Here is a 21437-nt window from a genome sequence, read left to right as displayed (position 1 = left end):
GACAGCTTAAAACATTAGCGTTTGATGGCTAACCACAACATACGCAGCGGCACGAGTGCGAGTATCACGAAACCAAGCAGCGTCCAGGCAGGCAGTGAGAAGCCCAGGAACATGAAGTCGATCTCAGCACACTCACCTGAGCTATTCAGCACCATGGAAATGACGTCCCTCATGGGCAGCACATCCATCATGTAATCAAGACCAGGCCCACAGGAAGGGACCTGATCGGCAGGCAGGCTTTGCAGCCAGACGTGGCGCCCGGCAATAAAGGCGCCCGTTCCTACTGCCGCTAGCCCCAGCGCGCCATAAATGCCTGCGCCTACCTTGCCGCCGGGGTTATGAATAGCCGCTACCGCAAAGATTAACCCTGCGACGATCACCGCTACGCGCTGAAAAACACATAGTGGGCAGGGTTCAAACCCGCCAATATGCTCAAGACCGAGCGCTACCGCCATCATCAATACACAAAATACCAGGCCCGCGAGGGCGACTGGACGAAGTGCTGCCTGGTTCATTGGCTATCCTCAGGTGGTAACGCCGACAGAGCACGGGATTCACGCGCTTTGGTAAAGTAGGTTTCTAAAAATTCGGCAAAACTTACCTGATCTGCCGCTTCGATATCGCGCTGTTGCTGATGCGAGGTTTCGATCAACTGCGCAAGCAAGGCTTCGCGTGAGCGCAGCATAGGCGTGTTCTTAAGCTTTTCGCCCTGCTCTTTAGCCAAGGCAAGCAGGGTATCGCTTAACGAGCCGTTGCCCTCTTTGATACGCATCAGCATCTGAGCAGACGGCGTAAGCGATGGGTCTTTCAAACGTGGGGCCAATTCGTTCAGCGCCGCTGCATAAGGCGCGTCATCTTCGACCGCATCCAGCAGGCGGGCTACTTCGTGCATTTCGGCAATGATTTGCTCGCCCCACTCACGTACCGAAGTGGTCTGGCCCTGACGAATCAACGTCAATTCAGGATCGCGTCCGCGCTCCACCACCCAGCGCCGATTATCGTCCAGGCGGTCGCACTCTTCATCGGAAATCCATGGGCTATCGCTGAGTAGACACCACATCAGGAAGGTATCGACGAAACGCATCTGGGCTTCAGTAACGCCTAAAGGATCAAACGGATTCAAATCCAGGCAGCGCACTTCAATATATTCAACACCCCGCGCTTCAAGCGCCTGGCTAGGCGTTTCATTGTGCTTGGCAACCCGTTTGGGGCGTATATCGCTGTAGTACTCGTTCTCGATTTGCAGGATATTGGCGTTTAGCTGCTGCCAGTCACCGCCCTCGTTAACGCCCAGTTTTTGATAATCCGGCCAAGGCGATGAGATCGCATGGCGCAATGTATTCACATAGTTGGATAGCGAATTGAAGCAAATTTTAAGCTGCGACTGGACTTTATTCTGGTAGCCCAGATCAGACATGCGCAGCGTGGTGGCGTAAGGCGCGTAGAAGGTATCGTCGTTCAGCGCCTGCAGCTTCTCGGGTACGTTACCTTCGGGTAGAAAGCTTTTATCTATCGCGGGCGAGGCGCCAAACAGATACAGCAGCAGCCAGCTATGGCGGCGGAAATTACGGATCAGGCCAAAATAACGCGTGGAACGGTAGTCGTTAAACGGGATATTGCTCGCGCCTTCCATCTCGCGCAGGGCGTGCCACATATCTTCGGGTAGCGAGACGTTGTAATGCACGCCGGCAATGGCCTGCATGATACGCCCGTAGCGCACATCCAGCCCTTTGCGGTACACGTGCTTCATGGTACCCACGTTGGACGTGCCGTAGTCGGCAATCGGAATACTGTCGTTACCCGAAAGGCGCGAGGGCATACTGCCTGGCCAAATCCACTCTTGATCGAGATGCTGGTAGGTAAACGTATGCAGGTCGGACAAAAACGCTAGCGCTTCGCGCGGCTGCGAATACACCGGCGTGATGTATTCAATCAATGACTCGGAATAATCAGTCGTGATATGTGGGTGCGTTAATTTAGAGCCCAGGGCACTGGGATGCGGTGTTTGAGCGATATGCCCTTGGGCGTCAACGCGCAGCCCTTCTTTTTCCACACCGCGGCGTAGGCGGCCTAATCTTCCCAGGCGGGCGCTGGGCAGCAAACGCTCAACCTGGGCGGTTAACGCGGTTGGCACAGTGAGTGGTTCAGGCAAGGTGAACACTCCTTGTCAGTAAGGCCCGCGCTGCGGGCCTTGGTGAAATCAGGTGGCATCGCCAGCATTTCCATAAACAGTTTTATAAACCATTTCATAAACAATAAGAGGCAGGATATGGCGGCAACCATTAAATATTCAAGACATGCGGCTATTTACCTTTGCGCGCCTTTAACAGCGCAGCGCCTAAAGCGCCCATCGGAGCAGGCGCTTCATTGGATTTATTCCCTTGGCGTTGGCTGCGCGCGGGCTTACGCGTATCACTGCGGGAGGCCTTGCCTGGCGCACTTTGCTCTTGCTCAGGCTCATCATCCAGACGCATGGAAAGGCCGATACGCTTACGGGGAATATCCACGCTCATTACCTTGACCGATACAATATCCCCCGCTTTGACCACGCTGCGCGGGTCATCGATAAAGCGGTCAGACAGCGCGGAAATGTGCACCAAGCCGTCCTGGTGAACGCCAATATCCACAAAAGCACCAAAAGGCGTCACATTGGTTACCGTGCCTTCCAACACCATACCCAGCTTGAGATCCTTTAGGGTTTCCACCCCTTCCCGAAACTCAGCGGCCTTGAACTCAGGCCGGGGGTCACGCCCTGGCTTATCCAGTTCGCTCAAAATATCGCTGACGGTCGGAATACCGAAGCGCTCATCAGCGAAATCAGCGGGCTTCAAGGCTTTCAGCGCCGCGCTATCGCCAATCAAGCCTTTTACTTCGCGGCCGTTTTGCTTGGCAATACGCTCAACCAGGGTGTACGCCTCGGGGTGCACAGCGCTGGCATCCAGCGGGTTTTCGGCGTTATGGATACGCAGGAAGCCGGCGCACTGCTCAAAGGTTTTGGGCCCTAAGCGGCTCACTTCGAGTAACGCTTTACGACTTTTGAACGCGCCCTGAATATTACGCTGCTCTACGATATTTTCCGCAATGGCGGCGCTTAATCCCGCCACACGCGAAAGCAAGGCGCTGGAGGCAGTATTAAGATCGACGCCGACGGCGTTAACACAGTCTTCAATCACAGCTTCCAGGCTGCGCGATAGCTGTACCTGGGATACATCATGCTGATACTGGCCGACACCAATCGACTTGGGCTCAATTTTAACCAGCTCAGCCAGCGGGTCCTGCAAACGGCGTGCAATAGAGACCGCGCCGCGTATCGTCACATCGAGATCAGGCAGTTCGCGGGAGGCGTATTCCGACGCCGAATATACCGAAGCGCCGGCTTCAGACACCATTACTTTGCTTAACCGATGCGCTGGCGCCAGCGCTTTAAGCAGCTCAATGGCCAGCTTGTCGGTTTCACGGCTGGCGGTGCCGTTACCCACCGCAATAAGCTCTACACCATGCTGCTTAATCAGCTTCGAGAGAACGTTGAGTGACTCATCCCAGCGGTTTTGCGGCGCATGGGGATAGATCGTCGCCTGATCAATAAACTGCCCGGTAGCATCGACAACGGCGACCTTGCACCCCGTACGCAGCCCCGGATCCAGCGCCAGAGTGACTTTCTGCCCTGCCGGAGCGGCCAGTAGCAGGTCTTTGAGATTCGCCGCAAAGACATCAATGGCGGTTTGTTCGGCCTGCTCGCGTAGGCGGCCAAGAAGCTCGGTTTCAAGCGCCGTATAAAGCTTCACTCGCCAGGTCCAGCGTACTACTTCACCCAGCCACTTATCGGCAGCGCGACCCTCGTCGCTAATGCCGACCTGTTTGGCAATCGCGACCTGAGCGGGATGGATGGGGGCCTCGTCTTCACCCGGCAGGCGAATGGCTAGGCTCAGTACGCCCTCGTTACGGCCCCGGAACATGGCAAGCGCGCGGTGCGAGGGCACCTTGGCAAGCTTCTCATCGTGTTCGAAGTAATCCGCAAACTTAGCACCTTCCTGCTGTTTGCCTTCCAACACGCGGGCACTCAGTTCGCCTTCCTGCCAGAGCCGCTCGCGCAGCCGCCCGATTAGCTCGGGGTCTTCAGCAAAGCGCTCCATGAGGATTTGCTTGGCGCCATCCAGTGCCGCTTTGGCATCTTCAACCGCCGGGATATCGCCCTCTGCCGGGCGCAGGTAGCCCTCGGCCTCAGCTTCCGGGTCAAGCGCTGGGTTGGCCAGCAGCGCATCTGCGAGAGGCTCAAGGCCCGCCTCACGCGCAATTTGCGCTTTGGTACGGCGTTTTTTCTTAAAGGGAAGATACAGATCTTCAAGACGCTGCTTGGTTTCTGCCGCCTGGATTGCCGCTTTTAACGGCGCATCCAGCTTGCCCTGCTCGTCAATCGCCAGCAGTACCGCTTCACGGCGCTCTTCCAGCTCACGCAAATAGCGCAGCCGTTCGTCTAACTGACGCAGCTGGACATCGTCCAATGCCCCGGTGATCTCTTTACGGTAACGGGCGATAAAAGGCACCGTTGCGCCACCATCCAATAACTCGACCGTGGCCGCCACTTGCTGTGTACGCACGCCTAGCTCATCGGCTAGACGGGAAATAATTCGCTGATTGACATCCATAAATTGCAACTAACTCATGCAGCATTTTTAAGTGCTCACAAGGTATCACAATCAGTCTATAACCGCTTTACCTGGGCACGACGTAAAAGCCAGAACGGGGCGTTCAAACACCCAGATAGCAGAAAGCCGCCCGGGGGCGGCCTTCTGGCATGGCTTGCTCTGCTAGCCATTCATCATCAGGTCAGCTGCGGGCCGGCCTTGATGATGGCCTCACTAACGCCTTCAAATTTCTTGAAGTTATCCACGAATTTGGTCGCAAGCTCTTTAAGGTGACGATCATAGGCGTCACGGTCTTCCCAGGTATCGCGCGGGTCAAGGAGGCTGGAATCAACGCCCGGCACGGCAACCGGAACTTCCAGATTCAAGCCTTCAATGTGCTTGGTTTCCACATCACGCAGTACGCCTGACTGAATTGCGCTGATGATGGCGCGGGTGGTCGGGATAGAGAAGCGCGAACCGCCTTCACCGTAAGCGCCACCCGTCCAGCCGGTGTTCACCAGGTAAACCTGGGCGTCCTTTTTATCAACGCGCTTGATCAGAAGGTCAGCGTATTCACGCGCCGGGCGTGGGAAGAACGGGGCGCCAAAGCAGGTAGAAAACGTAGCGGCCAAACCTTCAGAAGAACCCATTTCAGTAGAGCCAACTTTAGCGGTGTAACCGGACAGGAAGTGGTACGCCGCGGCTTCTTTTGAAAGCACCGACACCGGCGGCAGTACGCCTGACATATCGCAGGTCAAAAAGACAATGGCGTTGGGCTCGCCCGCCAGGTTTTCCGGAACGCGCTTTTCTACATGCTCAAGCGGGTAAGCGGCACGCGAGTTCTGGGTCAGGCTGTCGTCGGCGTAGTCAGGCTCATGGCGGTCATTGAGCACCACGTTTTCCAGCACGGTGCCGAACTTGATGGCATTCCAGATAACCGGCTCATTCTTCTCGGAAAGGTCGATACACTTGGCGTAGCAGCCACCTTCCATGTTGAAGACGATACCGTCGCCCCATGCATGCTCGTCATCACCGATCAGGTAACGGGCCTGGTCAGCGGAAAGCGTGGTTTTACCGGTACCCGAAAGGCCGAAGAACAGGCAGGTTTCGCCATCCTCACCCACGTTGGCCGAGCAGTGCATCGGCAATACATCAGACGCAGGCAATAGGAAGTTCTGCACTGAGAACATGGCTTTTTTCATTTCGCCTGCGTAACGCATACCGGCGATCAGCACTTTCTTCGCGGCGAAATTAATGATCACGCAGCCGTCAGAGTTGGTGCCGTCACGGCTCGGCTCACACTCAAAATTCGCCGCGTTGAGAATAACCCACTCGTCTTTGCCCGCCGGGTTGTAAGCGCTCGGGCGTACAAACATGGTGCGGCCGAAAAGATTCTGCCAGGCGGTTTCAGTCGTCGCACGAACCGGCAGATAGTGGGTGGAATCACTGCCCACGTGCAGCTCAGAAACGAAATGATCACGACCGCCCAGATAGCCTTCAACCCGCTCCCAAAGAGCATCGAATTTCGCGGCATCGAACGGGCGGTTGACGCTGCCCCAGTCAATACTGTCACGTGTGGACGGCTCATCGACAATAAAACGGTCTTTCGGCGAACGACCGGTACGTACACCGGTATTGACGGCTAGGGCGCCATCAGCCGACAAGCGGCCTTCACCACGGGCCACGGCGCGCTCAATCAATTCGGCGCTGCTAAGATTCACATGGATTCGGGGAGCGGCTTGAGTCGTGGTCATTTCGATTCCTAGGCCTTACGGCCATTCTCTCGTTACCGGGCGTCACTGACGCCACCAAAAAAGTCATCCCAGCGATATAAAATTCGCTGGGCCTACTGAAGTCAGGCGCATTATTGCAAAAAGAAAGCCCCCGGGAAACGGGGGCTTTCATCAAACATTTTGTAGTTAAACTACTACAAAGACACAATATTTTGTGTTGCAGCGCAGTAAGTTTTCAAACGGTCGTTTGGCAGATCCGCCGAATGCATTGTATCTACTGGCCCTTTGCGAGCTAACCTTTTTACTCTATGCATTCATAAGCGACTACAAAATCAGTGAATAACCGGTGGCAGCGCGTCGGGGTTATCCAATAACGACTCAATATCGGCCGCAGTGTAGTGATATTTCGTGTGGCAGAAGTGGCATTGGGTATCGATCGCACCCTGTTCACGAAAAATATCGCGTAGCTCGTCGGCGCCTAACGTTATCAGTGCGTCAGCCATTCGCTCGCGCGAGCAGGTACACCCAAAGCGCAGCGCCTTGGGCTCAAATACGCGTACGGTTTCCTCATGGTACAGGCGGTAAAGCACCTCGCGCTGCTCCAATCCTAGAAGTTCTTCAGTTTTGATGGTATCGGCGAGCGCCACGCTGCGCTCCCAAGCATCCGTATCCTGATTCTGCGAGTCATCGGGCAGGCGCTGTAGCAGTAAGCCACCAGCACGCTCACCGTCAGCCGCTAGCCATAACCGGGTAGGCAACTGTTCGGATTGACTAAAGTAGTCTTCCAGACAGCCGCTAAGCGTTTCATGATCCAGCGCGACGATTCCTTGATAGCGGTTGCCTTCTCGCGGGTCAAGCGTGATGACGATCTGCCCTTCTCCGACCAGCTCTCGAAAGCTCGTCCGTTCGCTGGGCAAGTGGCTGTCTTCGGCAATACGGGCAATCGCACGTAGCTCGCCACCGGGGTTGGATTCCGCCATCAATAGCGACAGCACGCCCTGGCCACGCACTTCGATGCTTAAAGTACCGTCCAGTTTGATGGTATCGGTAAGCAGCGCGACGGCGGCCAGTAGTTCGCCGAGCAGCTCATTAACCGCCGGTGGGTAAGCATGGCGCGTGAGTACTTCGTGGTAAGCAGTGGCCAACGTTACGATTTCGCCACGCACATTGGTTTGGTCAAACATGAACCGCTGGATCTGATCAGACATAACAAGGTCCTGCTATAAAAGGGTACTTAAAAAGGCACTTGGCGGGCTAACCTGCCTTGGACGGTGAAGGTAGCCCAAGGCAGGAAACGTCGGCTACTCGCCTGGCTGACGCTGAAAGCGCTGTATATCGCGACGCTGCTTTTTATCAGGCCGCTTGAGGGGGTGCTGCATGGCTTCATTGGTAAGCCTGCGCGCTTCGGCCTCGCGGGCACGGCGCTCAGCACTGTCTGTCGTCTCTGCATAGAGCTTGCGTGCTTCAGGCGCGCCACGGCGCTGGTCCGAAAGCTCGATCACTTCGACTTCATAAATATCCCAGCCTTGAGGTACGCGAATCAGCGCTCCCAGCTCGACATTCTTGCTGGTTTTGACACGTGCACCGTCGTAGTGCACCTTGCCACCTTCAATAGCTTTTTTGGCGAGCGCGCGGGTTTTGAAAAACCGCGCGGCCCATAACCACTTATCCAAGCGAACGGTGTCGCTCATTAACGCTCTCCTTGCTGCTCTGGAAGATCTTGTGACAGCAGCTGGGCAAATCGATCCAAGGCGATAAACTCCTGCAGCTCTTTCTCAGGGCGCTGGCTGTCCGGCTGCTTAATACCCAGCAAATGCCGAATACCAAACTCGCGAGCGCTTTCCAGCACGCGGGAGTTATCGTCTATAAACAGGGTGCGGGCAGGGTCAAAGGGTTCGATCTCTTGAAGCGCAAACCAAAACGCCTGCTCCTCCTTGGCTGCCCCTACGTCTTCTGAGGAAATGATGGCGTCCAGGTAGTTTTCCAACCCCGTTAACGGCAATTTAAGCGATAGGCTGGCTCTATCGGCATTGGTTGCCAATATTACGCGCGGGTGAGCCTGCTTTAGCCATTTCAGAAAATCGAGTGCATCACTACGTAAACCGATTAAATGCTGTACCTCACGCTTGAGCGCAACAATATCGACATTAAGCTCTCGGCTCCAGTACGCCAGGCTGTACCAGTTAAGCGTGCCCTGCTCGCCTATAATCCGCTTTTGAAGCGCATTTTGAGACGCTTCATCAAGCTGATGAAGCTCTCTATAGCGACGCGGCAAATGCTCAAGCCAGAAGTGGCTGTCAAAGTGCAGGTCTAGCAGCGTGCCATCCATATCCAGCAGGACGGTATCAATTTCGCGCCAATCAATCATTGCCGCTCCAGTCTAAAAGAGTAAGCGTGCTATTGTAGCCTAACCCCTTTTTAGCAGCCATGGAGGCCTGTATGTCAGCATCTGATTCTCCTTCCGGCTACCTGCGCAAGCCGCAGATACTCGCCCGTGAGAGCGTAGCCAAAAGCCGTTTATTCCATATCGAGTCGCTGGATTTACGTTTTTCAAACGGCGAGGAGCGCCAGTTTGAGCGCTTGACCGGGGCTGACCGTGGCGCCGTCATGATTGTGGCCATGCCCGACCCCGACCATGTACTGTTGATTCGCGAGTATGCGGCAGGCTTTGAAGATTACATATTAACGCTTCCCAAAGGCCTGGTAGACCCGGGTGAAGATATTGTGACCGCCGCAAACCGGGAGCTGATGGAAGAGTGTGGTTTTGGCGCTCACCGCATCGAGCCGCTGGTTGAGCTTTCGCTGGCCCCTAACTATATGCGCCATCGAATGCAGGTATTGATTGCCACTGACCTGTACCCCAAACGGTTGCCGGGCGACGAACCAGAACCGCTTATTGTCGAAACCCACCCCATCGAAGATCTGCCTGCCCTTCTGCTGCGCGACGATTTTCATGAAGCCCGCGCCATAGCAGCCCTGTATATCGCCCGTGATAAATTACGTGATGAGAAGCGTCAGGACGCTGCTGATTTGTTGTGAGGTAATGCCGGACACGCCTTTCAGCGCGGGCCTCGATCTTCGAATCCAGCAAAAACCGTAGCGCGGGGTAACGTTTTGCGAGGGACGAGTAAATAAGGCACCTGCGGGTGGCGGCGATTCGCCGCCTTGGGCTCGCCATCAATGCTATGCCTTCGTGCCCCCATCACCCAACCCCGGCAGCGCTTCGCGCTGCTTCCGCGGGTGCGCTTCGCTTACCACGCGCTACGAATTTGCGCTATTTTCGGACCCAGCAACAACCGTAGCGCGTGGTAACGTTTTGCGAGGGACGAGCAAATAAGGCACCCGCGGGTGGCGGCGATTCGCCGCCTTGGCATTGCCATCGAAATCAGACTGTTGTGCTTTCATCACTCAACCCGGCAGCGCTTCGCGCTGCTTCCGCGGGTGCGCTTCGCTTACCACGCGCTACGGGTTCTCGCTATTTTTCGGATTCGCAAGAATCGTAGCGCGGGGTAACGTTTTGCGAGGGACGAGCAAATAAGGCACCCGCGGGTGGCGGCGGTTCGCCGCCTTGGCTATTCCACCGCGCTTATGCTTTTGCATCTCATCACCCGGCAGCGCTTCGCGCTGCTTCCGCGGGTGCGCTTCGCTTACCACGCGCTACGGTTTGTGCATTATCAAACGATGGATAAGCCCCCTACGTAGCGCGTGGTAACGTTTTGCGAGGAACGAGTAAATAAGGCACCCGCAGGTGGCGGCGATTCGCCGCCTTGGCTATTCCACCGCGCTTATGCTTCTGCATCTCATCACCCGGCAGCGCTTCGCGCTGCTTCCGCGGGTGCGCTTCGCTTACCACGCGCTACGGGTGTGCGCTATTTTTCGGATTCGCAAAAATTGTAGCGCGGGGTAACGTTTTGCGAGGGACGAGTAAATAAGGCACCTGCGCGTGGCGGCGGTTCGCCTGCCTTGGCTATTCCACCGCACTTATGCTTCTGCACCTCATCACCCGGCCGCGCTTCGCGCTGCTTCCGCGGGTGCGCTTCGCTTACCACGCGCTACGAATTTGCGCTATTTTCGGATCCGTCGATAGCGATACGTTTTGTAAGGGACGAGCGAATACCGGCACCCGTGTGAAGCGGGCGCCGGTATTCGGTGTGGGGTTAAAAGTGGGGTTTGAGTGCTATCCAGCGGCGTTGGCGGTAGCTATCCTGGCCGGCTTCCAAAAGCGTCATCGAGCGTAGCGCGGCTTCGATATCGACCGGCAATGCAGCGCGGCCTTGAATGGCCTCGACGATTCCCTGGTAATAGGCCAGGTAGTTACCCGGCTGAGTAGGATGCTCATGGCTTGTTAGCGATGCGCTTTCATCCTGACCTTCGCGCAGCGTTAACGCACCTGGGGTATCTTCCCCCCAATTAACGGTGGGCACTTCTCCTGCCTTCAGGCGATCTTCCTGGGGGTCCAGGCCGTATTTTATATAGCTGCCTTGCGTGCCATGTATCCGAAAACGCGGTGTCGCTTCAGCCACTAGTGCACTGGCGCTTAACTGAACACGCCGGTCATCGTAGGCAAGCAGCGCGAGAAAATCATCATCGGCTTGAGCACCATCGCGGCGTGTGCCCAGCTCCAGCAAAATGGCGCTGGGCATTCCGAACAGTTCACATGCCTGATCCAGCAGATGTGGCCCCAGGTCATACCACAGTCCGCCACCTGCCGCGGCTTTCTCGCGCCAGCGGTCGCGGACTTCAGGTTTGAATCTGTCAAAGCGCGACTCGAAACCGGTGACACGCCCTAGCGTGCCAGCTTCAAGCAGTGCCTTGACGGTTAAAAAATCGCTGTCCCAACGACGATTATGAAACACCGAGATCAAACGCTCTTTCACCACGGCGAGCGATTTCAGCTGCTTGGCTTCTGACAGCGTCACGGTAAACGGCTTATCCACCACAACGTGTTTACCCGCAGTGAGTGCCATTTTGGCAAGCGGGTAGTGAGTATCGTTGGGCGTGGGAATCACGATAAGGTCAATATCATAACGTTGGCATAATGCCCGCGCTTCGCTCTCGACCTCGACATCAGGCAGGTCAGCCCGCACCTTGGCGGCGTCACTTGAAGATACAGCCACTAAATCCAGGCCTTCCGTGGCCTGAATGAGCGGTACGTGAAACGTTTTACTCGCGAACCCATAACCTACCAGGCCCACATTGATTGTTGCTTTCATAATGCTCCTTGCGAAAGTTTAATCGAGTTTTGAAAGGTCGCGCACCGCCCCTTTGTCAGCGGAGGTAGCCAATAGTGCATAGGCCTTGAGCGCAGGCGTTACCTTACGCGGACGCTGCTCGACTGGCTTCCAGGCATCTTTGCCTTTGGCGTCCATCGTTTCGCGGCGGGCGGCAAGCTCAGCGTCGGTAAGCTTGACGTTAATCGTGCGGTTGGGAATGTCGATAACAATGGTATCGCCCTGCTCTACCAAGCCTATCGCACCACCCGCGGCGGCTTCAGGCGACACATGACCAATTGATAAACCGGATGTTCCGCCAGAGAAGCGGCCATCGGTCAACAGTGCGCAGGCTTTGCCCAGCCCCTTGGACTTAAGATAAGAGGTCGGATACAGCATTTCCTGCATGCCGGGGCCACCTTTAGGGCCTTCGTAGCGAATCACTACGACATCGCCTTCTTTTACCTTGCCATCTAGCACGTTGGCAACCGCTTGATCTTGGGACTCCACTACGTGGGCGGTGCCTTCAAACAGCAGAATCGAGTCATCGACGCCGGCGGTTTTGACCACACAGCCATCCAGCGCGATATTGCCATAAAGCACCGCCAGACCGCCCTGGGTTGAGAACGCATGCTCCAGGTTACGGATACAGCCGGTCGCCCGGTCGCCGTCCAGGCTTGGCCAGCGTGTGCTTTGCGAGAACGCGGTCTGGGTGGGTACACCACCAGGACCCGCTTTGAAGAACTCAACCACTTCCGGGCTGGGCGAGCGCATGATATCCCACTCGTCCAGCGCTGCCTTGAGACTGTCGCCGTAAACCGTGGGTACCGAGGTATCCAGCACGCCCGCGCGATCAAGCTCGCCCAGAATCGCCATGATACCGCCCGCCCGGTGCACGTCTTCAATGTGATACTTCTGAGTATTAGGTGCCACTTTACACAGCTGAGGCACTTCGCGGGATAGCTGATCGATATCCGACATGGTGAAGTCGACTTCCGCTTCTTGCGCGGCGGCCAACAGGTGCAAAATGGTATTGGTGGAACCGCCCATGGCGATATCCAGCGTCATGGCGTTTCTAAACGCGGCTTTGGAGCCAATTGCGCGGGGCAGCAAGTGTGCCTCATTGCCTTCATAGTAACGCTTGGCTAGCTCGACAATCTTGTGGCCGGCGTTTTCAAACAGCCGACGACGATCAGAGTGCGTTGCCAGCACAGTGCCGTTACCCGGCAATGCCAGGCCGAGCGCTTCAGTCAGGCAGTTCATTGAGTTGGCGGTAAACATACCCGAGCAGCTGCCGCAGGTGGGGCAAGCGCTACGCTCGACTTCGGCCAGCGTTTCATCATCCACGCTGTCGTCAGCTGCCATGACCATGGCGTCTACCAAATCCAGACCGTGATCCAAAAGCTTGGTTTTGCCTGCTTCCATTGGCCCGCCAGACACAAAGACCACCGGAATATTCAGGCGCATAGCGGCCATCAGCATTCCGGGGGTGATTTTGTCGCAGTTGGAGATACAAACCAGCGCATCCGCACAGTGCGCGTTACACATGTACTCGACGCTGTCAGCGATAATGTCGCGGCTAGGCAATGAGTACAGCATGCCGTCATGGCCCATCGCGATGCCGTCGTCGACAGCGATAGTATTGAATTCCTTGGCTACACCACCGGCTTTTTCAATTTCACGGGCGACCAGCTGGCCCATATCTTTCAGGTGAACGTGACCGGGGACAAACTGGGTAAAGGAGTTGGCGACCGCGATAATCGGCTTATGGAAATCCTCGTCTTTCATACCAGTGGCGCGCCATAAAGCGCGAGCGCCAGCCATATTACGGCCAGCGGTGGTCGTACGGGAGCGATACTCAGGCATAGTGTCCTCTACATCTTTTTTTTGGCCCGCTGCCAACTCGGCGGTGGGCAGGTGAATCCAGCGCCCTAGATTGTGGCATGAGCGCTCTCATCAGGCCAGATGTAGAGAAAGCACAATGTCTAGAGGTAAGGTCTCGTTAAAATGCCTCCCACTCATCATGTTGAGACTGAACGATCAGTTTCTTCTTCGACTCCGCTTTAGCTGGCGCTATAGGCTTGACCGTTTTCGGTTCGGTTTGATGCGTGTGCCGAAGCTTTTCACGTGCGGTGACAATGCTCTCTTCTTGTACGCCTTTTAAGCGAAACGCATCCACCACGTTGGCAAGCTCATAAGCTTCCAGTGTTAAATTGTCAGCCGACGCGGCGATGGACTGTACCTTGGAGGCATTTTGCTGTGTCACATGATCCATTTCGGCCACGGCTGAGTTAATCTGCCCAATACCGCTACTCTGTTCATTGGACGCCGTGCTGATGGATTCCATCAGCACGCTGACCTGGCTTACCTGCTGCATGACATTTTCAATGGCACGCTCGGCCTGTTCAACCGCACTGCGGCCGCCGCTGACTTCTTGCGTGGTGCTGTCGATCATCTTGCGAATTTCCTGGGCAGCGTCGGCACTGCGCCCTGCCAGGTTACGCACTTCACTGGCAACCACGGCGAAACCACGTCCGTGCTCCCCTGCCCGTGCGGCCTCGACAGAAGCATTCAGCGCCAAGATGTTGGTCTGAAAAGCGATCCCATCAATCACACTGATCATTTCGTTCATCTTGTCTGCACTTTGCGCAATGCGCTGCATACGCTCGACCAGCGCTTCCATCTGCTTTCCGGTGTCGCGGGTGCTGGCAGCATTTTGTAGTGCAAGCTCTGTTGCCTGGCGGGCATTTTCGGTATTTTGCTGCACGGTGGAAGTGATTTCTTCCATGCTAGCAGCCGTTTGCTGAAGCGATGACGCCTGCTGCTCAGTACGCGAGGAGAGCTCTTCATTTTCTGCGGCGATCTGTCTGATCGCCGGTGTTACAACAGATACCCGACCTTCCAGATCGTTGACGATGCTCGCCAGACTAAAGCGCATGGTGTCCAGCGAGTAGAGCAGTTCTCCCAGCTCATCGTTAGTGGTACGGCTTTCGCTTGCAGCAAGATTACCGGCGGCAATTTGGAAGGTTAAGTGCCGGGCGCCCGCTAAACTGCGAAATACACTGCGTAAAATAAACGTGCTTAAACTAATCAGCACTAATAACCCAATCGCCATCAGGGCAAGCTGTGCAATCAGCATCTGCTGGCGGCGTTGCTGAGCTTGTGTCACCAGCATTTCAGCCTGGGTACGCTCACTGACTACCAGATGGCCGCTCATGTCGCGCAGCGCTTCGGTGTGTGGCTGAATAGTATCGTTTAAAGCTTCAAAAGCGGCGAAACCGTTGCTTGCTTGGATGGCATTTAACGCCGCATCGACACTGACTAACCACTCATTTAAGGTTGTATCGAACGCCTGTACCTGTTGATTATTGACCTCGTCTGTCAGGTAGTCGCGCCATAGATCATTGAGTTGCGACGTATGCTGTTCGATATCAGCACGAACGACGTCTATATCCACACGCCGGGGATTACGCACGGCGGGTTCAAGCGTTTCAAGCACCTGCCCCAGACGCCGCTCAATGCGCTGTAGATTGGCGATAGATTCCAATCCTGACTGGTTAAGGGTATTCAAACGCTCACCCGACTCGATCAGACCATAAACCCCCAACCCACCCGCCAAGCCCAGTAGCAAGAGAGCAGCAACCACCATGCTGATGAGCCTAGCCTTTAAGCTGGTAAATGCTAAGCGCGACCAAATACCCAGCACCCCCTTACGGCGCAGTACTCCCTGTGCCAGCGTATAGCGTCGTGCCTGCCCTTTTTCGCGCATTTGGGCATAGATAGGCGCAGCCTGGGCTACGACCTCCGGTGAGACTTTGCGGCGAACCGAGGTATATCCTACGATGCGGTCGCCATCCCGAAGTGGCGCGACGGTGGCATTTACCCAGTAGTAATCGCCATTTTTACGCCGGTTTTTGACGACACCCTGCCAGGTTGCCCCAGATTTAATGGTCTTCCAAAAGTCCGCGTAGGCGGCTTCAGGCATATCGGGGTGGCGAAGCAAATTATGCGGAGCACCTATCAGCTCGTCGCGCGTATAACCACTGACTTCAACAAAGGTGGAGTTAGCAAACGTTACCCGCCCTTTCAAATCAGAGCGTGAAATCAATACCGACTCATCGTTCAATACGTATTCGCGTTGAGTCACAGGTTGGTTATTACGCATCAGGGCTCCCTAGAAGCTTTAATTCTTTTAATTAGCGCTATTGTCACCATCTAGCTTGAAACTAAATTAAGGAATAGACATAAAAAAACGCCGTACTTTTGCACGGCGTTTAAAATTAATTAATAAAACTGACCTTATGTTAGCCCGCTAAGCTAAGGCGCGCATGAAAGACTCGCTAGCATGATCACCCTTAATCTTTAAAAACCACATTAGCGACATCCTTATAGCGATTTGCAAAGTGCACGGTTACCCCATCTTTAAGATACTCTGGTAACTCTTCATAATCCCGCCGGTTGGCCTCAGGCAAAATCAATTCAAAGATATCGCTGCGCCGGGCAGCAATGACTTTTTCACGAATGCCACCAACGGGAAGCACCTGACCGGTTAGCGTCAGCTCACCCGTCATCGCCAGCGGCCGATTAATAGCCTCATGTTTGGCAAGTGACAGCAGCGCGGTAGTCATGGTCACCCCGGCGGACGGCCCATCCTTTGGTGTAGCACCTTCCGGCACATGAAGATGGACAAAAGCTGAATCAAAGAAATCAGCATCCGCTCCATACTCCTGCAGGTGGCCCAGCGTATAGCTGTAAGCGATGTTGGCAGACTCCTTCATGACATCGCCAAGTTTGCCCGTAAGCTTAAATCCGCGGTCCAGCGAGTGGATCTTGCCAGCTTCAATGGGTAGCGTGGCGCCCCCCATGGATGTCCAAGCAAGCCCTGTTACCACACCTTCACCCTTGAGCACTTTCTCTTTACGGAACAGAGGTGCCCCTAGGAACTCTTCGAGGTTATTGACCGATACTTTGACGGTTTCGAGTTCTTCTTCCAATAGTTTGACGGCCGCTTTGCGCACAATACGATGAAGCTGTTTTTCAAGCTGCCGAACCCCTGCTTCACGGGCATACCCTTCGATGACTTGCTTTAAGGCTGCCTCGGTCAAGTTAATACGCTTTTTGGGCATATTGTTGCGCTTAAGCAGCTTCGGCCACAGATGATGCTTGGCAATCGCGAGCTTTTCCTCGGCAATGTAGCCGGATAAGCGAATTTGCTCCATACGGTCCAGCAGAGGGCCAGGAATCGAGTCCAGCGTATTGGCCGTACAGATGAACAGCACCTTGGAAAGGTCCATCCTGACATCTAGATAGTGATCCAGAAAGTCGATATTTTGTTCAGGATCCAGTACTTCAAGCAGCGCCGAGGCAGGGTCGCCCTGGAACGATTGTCCCAGCTTATCGATTTCATCCAGCATGATAACGGGGTTTTCGACTTCGACTTCTTTAAATGCCTGGACAAGCTTGCCGGGCATCGCGCCTACGTATGTACGCCGATGGCCCTTGATTTCCGCTTCGTCGCGCATTCCGCCGACCGAGAAACGATAGAATTCTCGCCCCAAGGCTTCGGCAATAGAGCGGCCGATGGACGTTTTACCCACCCCAGGAGGGCCAATCAGCAAAACAATTGAGCCGCCCACATCGCCTTTAAATGTGCCTTCCGCCAGGAATTCTACAATTCGTTCTTTAACATCTTGCAGGCCGTCGTGGTCTCGGTTCAACACCTCACGGGCATGACCTAAATCAAGCTTATCCTGACTTGTGACTCCCCAGGGCAAGCAGGTTAGCCAGTCAAGATAGTTACGCGTAGTACCATACTCGGGGGAGCCGGTTTCCAGAACACTCAGCTTATTGAGCTCATCATCGATACGGCTTTGAACACGCTCAGGAACAACTAATGATTCCAGACGGTTTCTAAAAGTATCGACATCGTTTTCACGGTCATCCTTGGAAATGCCTAGCTCGCGCTGAATAACTTTTAGCTGCTCGCGCAGGAAAAACTCACGCTGGCGGTCCTGCATTTGCGCATTGACCTGTTCGCTGATTTCGCTTTGCAGCTGGGCAACCTCAATCTCCTTACGCAGAAGAGGCAAAACCTTGTGCATACGCTCAGCGACCGGCAGCGTTGCCAGCACGTCCTGGAGTTCAGGCCCTTTGGCCGACGTAATCGCTGCGGCAAAATCGGTTAAGGGGCCTGGCTGATGAGGGCTAAAGCGATTTAGATAGTGCTTTAGTTCTTCGCCATAAAGCGGGTTGATCGGCAGCAACTCTTTAATACCGTTAATGATCGCCATGGCGTAAGCACGGGTTTCTTCATTTTCGGCATCGACGGGTTCTTTGGGGTAAGTGACCTCAACCAGATAAGGCGGCTCTTTAGAAAGCCAGCGCTTAATATGAAAACGCTGCACCCCTTGGGCAATAAACTGAATTTGCTGGTCTTCACCTTTGAGCTTATGCACTCTGACGGCAGTACCAATTTCTGGAAAATCATCGTGGTCTAACGACTCAACACCGCCCTCGCCCACGAAGGCAACACCCAGGGTTTTATGCGGCGTATTGCCGACACGACGCATGGTTTCTTCCCAGCGCTCACGGTTGATTACCAGTGGCTGTACCTGAGCCGGGAAAAAAGGCCGGTTGTGAATAGGGAGTAAGTAGATGCGCTCGGGGAGCATTTCGCTGGCGGGAACCAGCGAGTTTATCTTCTCGCCGTCTGAACGATGCTCATTTTCGCTGGCATCATCAGATTGGTGCGATGACGATTCGTCGTCCGCCAGCCAATCGAGATTATCGTGATCGCGGTTATTATCCTGGTCGCTCATGCACCCTCCAATAAACAGTGACTGACGGCTCTACCGTCTAGCATTGCCTATGGAATGCGGGCAAAGAGCTCAAACTTCAACCCTTATGGTTGTCTATTGCGGCCATAGCTCAGGCAAGGGTCGACCATTAACGCGCCAGCTGCCACGTATAACGTCAAACTGTAAATCCCGGGTACCTAGCGGCAGACCTAACCATAACGCGGCGACAGTAGGCGCATCATGCCACATAAAATCGCCATCCAAGCGTTCAAACCAGCGCTCGCGCTCATCCGTTTTATCAAGTGCAGTAACACTTAACTGATCCAGCTTTCGGGCATCGAAAAACAGCGCACCATCAGCATCAACGCGAATACCCAATAAAGGGCTATTCAACGCTACCGTGGATACATCCAGGCGTGGAGAGTCACTCAATATCTGGAGCAGGTCAGGCTCAAGGCGGGACAGCAAACCTTCGGCCATCGGCAGACTGGTATCGCCCCACGCGGCTTCCTGACGCAAGCGTCGGATCGTCTGGCGTATGGCATCGGCATTTAGGCGCGAAAGCTCCATTTCAATACGCCCGTTAATCAGCGGCGTATCCGGAGCCTCAGAAGGCACCATCATATCGCCCATCACCAGTTCACCTTTAATGCGCAGCTCGCTTTCATCCAACACCATATAGCTTTGCAGGCTAAGCGGCGCTAGCTGTATGGCATAGGCAGGATAACGTAGCGCCACCGAATCAACTTGCAAATGGTCACGCTGGGTAAAATGATAGGCATCGTCAATATAGGTGTAACGACTTTCAAGCAGCGTTGGCCCCAAGGTCAACTGCGCGACACCATCTATTAATGACAGTTGGTCGAGACGAACACGTAAACGCCAGTCACCAAAGACACCTTCAAGACGCAGGCGCGCACCGCGAACTTCAAGTTCTCGTCCACTTTGCTGGATAATAAAGGGGGCTAAGGCGAGCTGTAGTTCGCTACGGCCACTTAACGTGTGATAGCGCCCTTTCCAACGTGGGGCGGATGCCGCGGTTACCTCGCCGACTGCACGCTGTAAGACCGTATCCAGACGCGGCGAAAGCGTGCCTTCGACATCGGTGCTTAAAATGCCGTGACGAGCGCGGTAGGTAAGCTCTAACCGCCAGGGGCGCCCCAGTAGAGGTGAAAGCAATAAACGTCCCTGGGAACTTAACCAGCCACGACTGCTCTCAGTACGGGTTACCCGCCATTCACCTCGCGCTTCCAAATCTTCTAGTGCCTGACGAAGGCTACGCTCAAATAACACGCTGGACAGCAGTTGTCCTGCCATCCATACGATGGCGATCGCTGCCAAGATAGGGACGATTAAACGTTCCTTGCGCATGCCATCTCCTTGAGCCGCACCGGTAAGAAGTACTTTTCGTCAGCGCCTTTACTAAGTTTTTTATCAGCACTTCTAATAAGTACTTTTTATCAGCACCTCTCATAAGTACATTTCGCCAGTACCATAATAAGTACTTTATAAGTACTTTCTGTACGTAACTTTCGCCAGTGTCACCTGCCGCTGCGTATTAGGGCAACCGATACCATCAATGTAGCCAACGCCATCAATGTAGCCAATACCATAGGTGCATGGTACTCCAGGCATAGATCCCGGCCATGACATCATCAATCATGATGCCAAAGCCACCGGCAACACGCCGGTCCGCCCAGCGAATCGGCCAAGGTTTAAACACATCGAAGATACGGAACACAATAAAGCCCCATAGCGCGGCCTCCCAGGAGAAAGGCACGGCGGCCATCGTAATCCAGTACCCCACGAACTCATCCCAAACAATGCCGGAATGATCGTGTACGCCTAAATCATGCGAGGTCTTATCACACAGCCAAACGCCGACGATAAAGGCGACAAGCACAATACCTAAATACCAGCCGAGCGGTAAATCCGCCATCATCCAGTAGAAAGGGATGGCGGCGAGCGTGCCAAAGGTACCCGGCGCCCAGGGCACCGTACCGCTGCCTAAACCAAACGCGAAAAAATGCGTTGGGCGACGCCACACACTTGATGGTGCACGGTTCATGGCGTTCCCTCATTAAAATGCTGCCAACCAGCCTTGCTATACGGTGCGATCCCTTCAACACCCAGCGTTTCACTGCATTGGCCGATCACTGTTAACGCTAATCCCTGCTTGCGGAGATCACGCTGTGCGTTAACCACGTTTTCCGGCGCCAGGGTAACCAGCAGTTCATAATCATCCCCGCCTGACAGCGCAGCGTTGCGCGCCTCTTCAAGGCCAAGCGACTCGATAAGTGTCTCGGCCAATGGCAACGACTCGACATCAATAATAGCGCCTACCTTGGAGGCTGCGCGCAGATGGGCAAGATCGGCCAATAGCCCATCAGAGATGTCCATTGCGGCGGTCGCCATATCGCGAAGTACCACCCCCGCCGCTAAACGCGGCTCGGGCAGCAAATAGCGGCGCAGCAAGGGATGCTTGAGATCACGTTCACCACGCTGCCAAAGTGCTAACCCGCCAGCGCCACCGCCTAGGGCACCGGTGACCGCAATCATATCGCCAGGCCTGGCGCCTGCACGGGTCAAAGCACGACCCTTGAGCACCTCGCCCATAACGGTTACCCCGATGCTCAGAGCACCCGACGTGACGTCGCCACCAGCCAGCGTGGTTGACTGCTGCTGACATAGCGAATGAAAACCATCGGCAAAATCTTTTATCCACGCGTGGATAGCGGCATCATCAAAAAACGTTCGCTGATCCAGCGTGAGCGCCATAAAACACCAGCGCGGGTCTGCGCCCATGGCCGCTAAATCGCTTAACGCAACGGCAAGCGCACGATGCCCCACCGCAAAGGCCGGGGCATCATGGGGGAAGTGAACATCCACAACGGACGTATCAACGCTAACCGCGAGCTGATGATTCGCTTGAGGCACTAACAGGGCAGCATCGTCGCCACCACCCAGTGCGACGCCATCTTTCGCATTAAGCTTTTGCGACGGCATCAGATAACGACGAATCAAATCAAATTCGGCAAGCACAAAGGCCCCTTAAACGTTTTATCAGGCAGC

General features: G+C 54.9%; 15 protein-coding genes. 1 reads left to right on the top strand and 14 read right to left on the bottom strand.

All coding sequences use genetic code 11. The features are described 5' to 3' along the window. Positions 1–14 precede the first annotated feature (14 nt). From INT33_RS11130 to yrfG, 7 genes are all read right to left on the bottom strand, one after another. The gene (locus INT33_RS11130) at positions 15–515 is read right to left on the bottom strand and encodes a disulfide bond formation protein B (RefSeq protein ID WP_192539550.1); all 501 of its coding nucleotides are present in this window, start codon (positions 513–515) and stop codon (positions 15–17) included. Continuing rightward, entirely contained in the window at positions 512–2152 is a 1641-nt protein-coding gene (gene gshA, locus INT33_RS11125; RefSeq protein WP_193091890.1) for a glutamate--cysteine ligase, read from the bottom strand. The genes INT33_RS11130 and gshA overlap by 4 nt, the downstream gene beginning before the upstream one ends. A 151-nt stretch (positions 2153–2303) precedes the next feature. Further along, positions 2304–4646, bottom strand: a complete 2343-nt coding sequence (locus INT33_RS11120) for a Tex family protein (protein ID WP_193091889.1) — start codon at positions 4644–4646, stop codon at positions 2304–2306. A gap of 176 nt (positions 4647–4822) precedes the next feature. After that, positions 4823–6379 (bottom strand): phosphoenolpyruvate carboxykinase, encoded by a 1557-nt coding sequence (locus INT33_RS11115; RefSeq protein ID WP_193091888.1) that lies wholly within the window; start codon positions 6377–6379, stop codon positions 4823–4825. Between the two features lie 311 nt (positions 6380–6690). After that, positions 6691–7566: an Hsp33 family molecular chaperone HslO gene (gene hslO, locus INT33_RS11110; RefSeq protein ID WP_193091887.1), complete on the bottom strand. Its 876-nt coding sequence runs from the start codon at positions 7564–7566 to the stop codon at positions 6691–6693. A 93-nt stretch (positions 7567–7659) separates the two neighbouring features. Next, complete coding sequence (gene hslR, locus INT33_RS11105; RefSeq protein WP_192539843.1) at positions 7660–8049, bottom strand: ribosome-associated heat shock protein Hsp15; 390 nt, start codon at positions 8047–8049, stop codon at positions 7660–7662. Next, complete coding sequence (yrfG, locus tag INT33_RS11100; protein WP_192539842.1) at positions 8049–8726, bottom strand: GMP/IMP nucleotidase; 678 nt, start codon at positions 8724–8726, stop codon at positions 8049–8051. Before yrfG ends, hslR begins: the two co-directional genes overlap by 1 nt. Positions 8727–8797: 71 nt before the next feature. Between yrfG and nudE the strand changes: the two genes are divergently transcribed. Then, positions 8798–9397 (top strand): ADP compounds hydrolase NudE, encoded by a 600-nt coding sequence (nudE, locus tag INT33_RS11095; protein WP_193091886.1) that lies wholly within the window; start codon positions 8798–8800, stop codon positions 9395–9397. Between the two features lie 1118 nt (positions 9398–10515). Here nudE and INT33_RS11090 read toward each other — a convergent pair. The 7 genes from INT33_RS11090 to thiL all read right to left on the bottom strand — a co-directional run bounded on the left by INT33_RS11090 (position 10516) and on the right by thiL (position 21407). Then, positions 10516–11571, bottom strand: coding sequence for an oxidoreductase (locus INT33_RS11090; protein WP_193091885.1), 1056 nt, complete (start codon positions 11569–11571; stop codon positions 10516–10518). Between the two features lie 18 nt (positions 11572–11589). After that, entirely contained in the window at positions 11590–13434 is a 1845-nt protein-coding gene (gene ilvD, locus INT33_RS11085) for a dihydroxy-acid dehydratase (protein WP_193091884.1), read from the bottom strand. A 136-nt stretch (positions 13435–13570) separates the two neighbouring features. Then, positions 13571–15733 (bottom strand): methyl-accepting chemotaxis protein, encoded by a 2163-nt coding sequence (locus INT33_RS11080; RefSeq protein WP_193091883.1) that lies wholly within the window; start codon positions 15731–15733, stop codon positions 13571–13573. A 190-nt stretch (positions 15734–15923) separates the two neighbouring features. Beyond that, positions 15924–18386 (bottom strand): endopeptidase La, encoded by a 2463-nt coding sequence (gene lon, locus INT33_RS11075; RefSeq protein WP_192539647.1) that lies wholly within the window; start codon positions 18384–18386, stop codon positions 15924–15926. A gap of 93 nt (positions 18387–18479) precedes the next feature. Further along, positions 18480–19736, bottom strand: coding sequence for a DUF945 family protein (locus INT33_RS11070; protein WP_193091882.1), 1257 nt, complete (start codon positions 19734–19736; stop codon positions 18480–18482). A gap of 223 nt (positions 19737–19959) precedes the next feature. Next, a complete protein-coding gene (locus tag INT33_RS11065) occupies positions 19960–20433 on the bottom strand; it encodes a phosphatidylglycerophosphatase A family protein (protein WP_192539649.1) in 474 nt (157 codons plus the stop codon). Next, positions 20430–21407, bottom strand: a complete 978-nt coding sequence (thiL, locus tag INT33_RS11060; RefSeq protein WP_192539650.1) for a thiamine-phosphate kinase — start codon at positions 21405–21407, stop codon at positions 20430–20432. Before thiL ends, INT33_RS11065 begins: the two co-directional genes overlap by 4 nt. Positions 21408–21437: the final 30 nt, after the last annotated feature.

The sequence above is a fragment of the Halomonas colorata genome (assembly GCF_014897985.1).
In the GTDB taxonomy this organism is placed as follows: domain Bacteria; phylum Pseudomonadota; class Gammaproteobacteria; order Pseudomonadales; family Halomonadaceae; genus Vreelandella; species Vreelandella colorata.
Note: the sequence above shows the minus strand (reverse complement) of the source record. Positions and strands in the feature narration are given on the sequence as shown.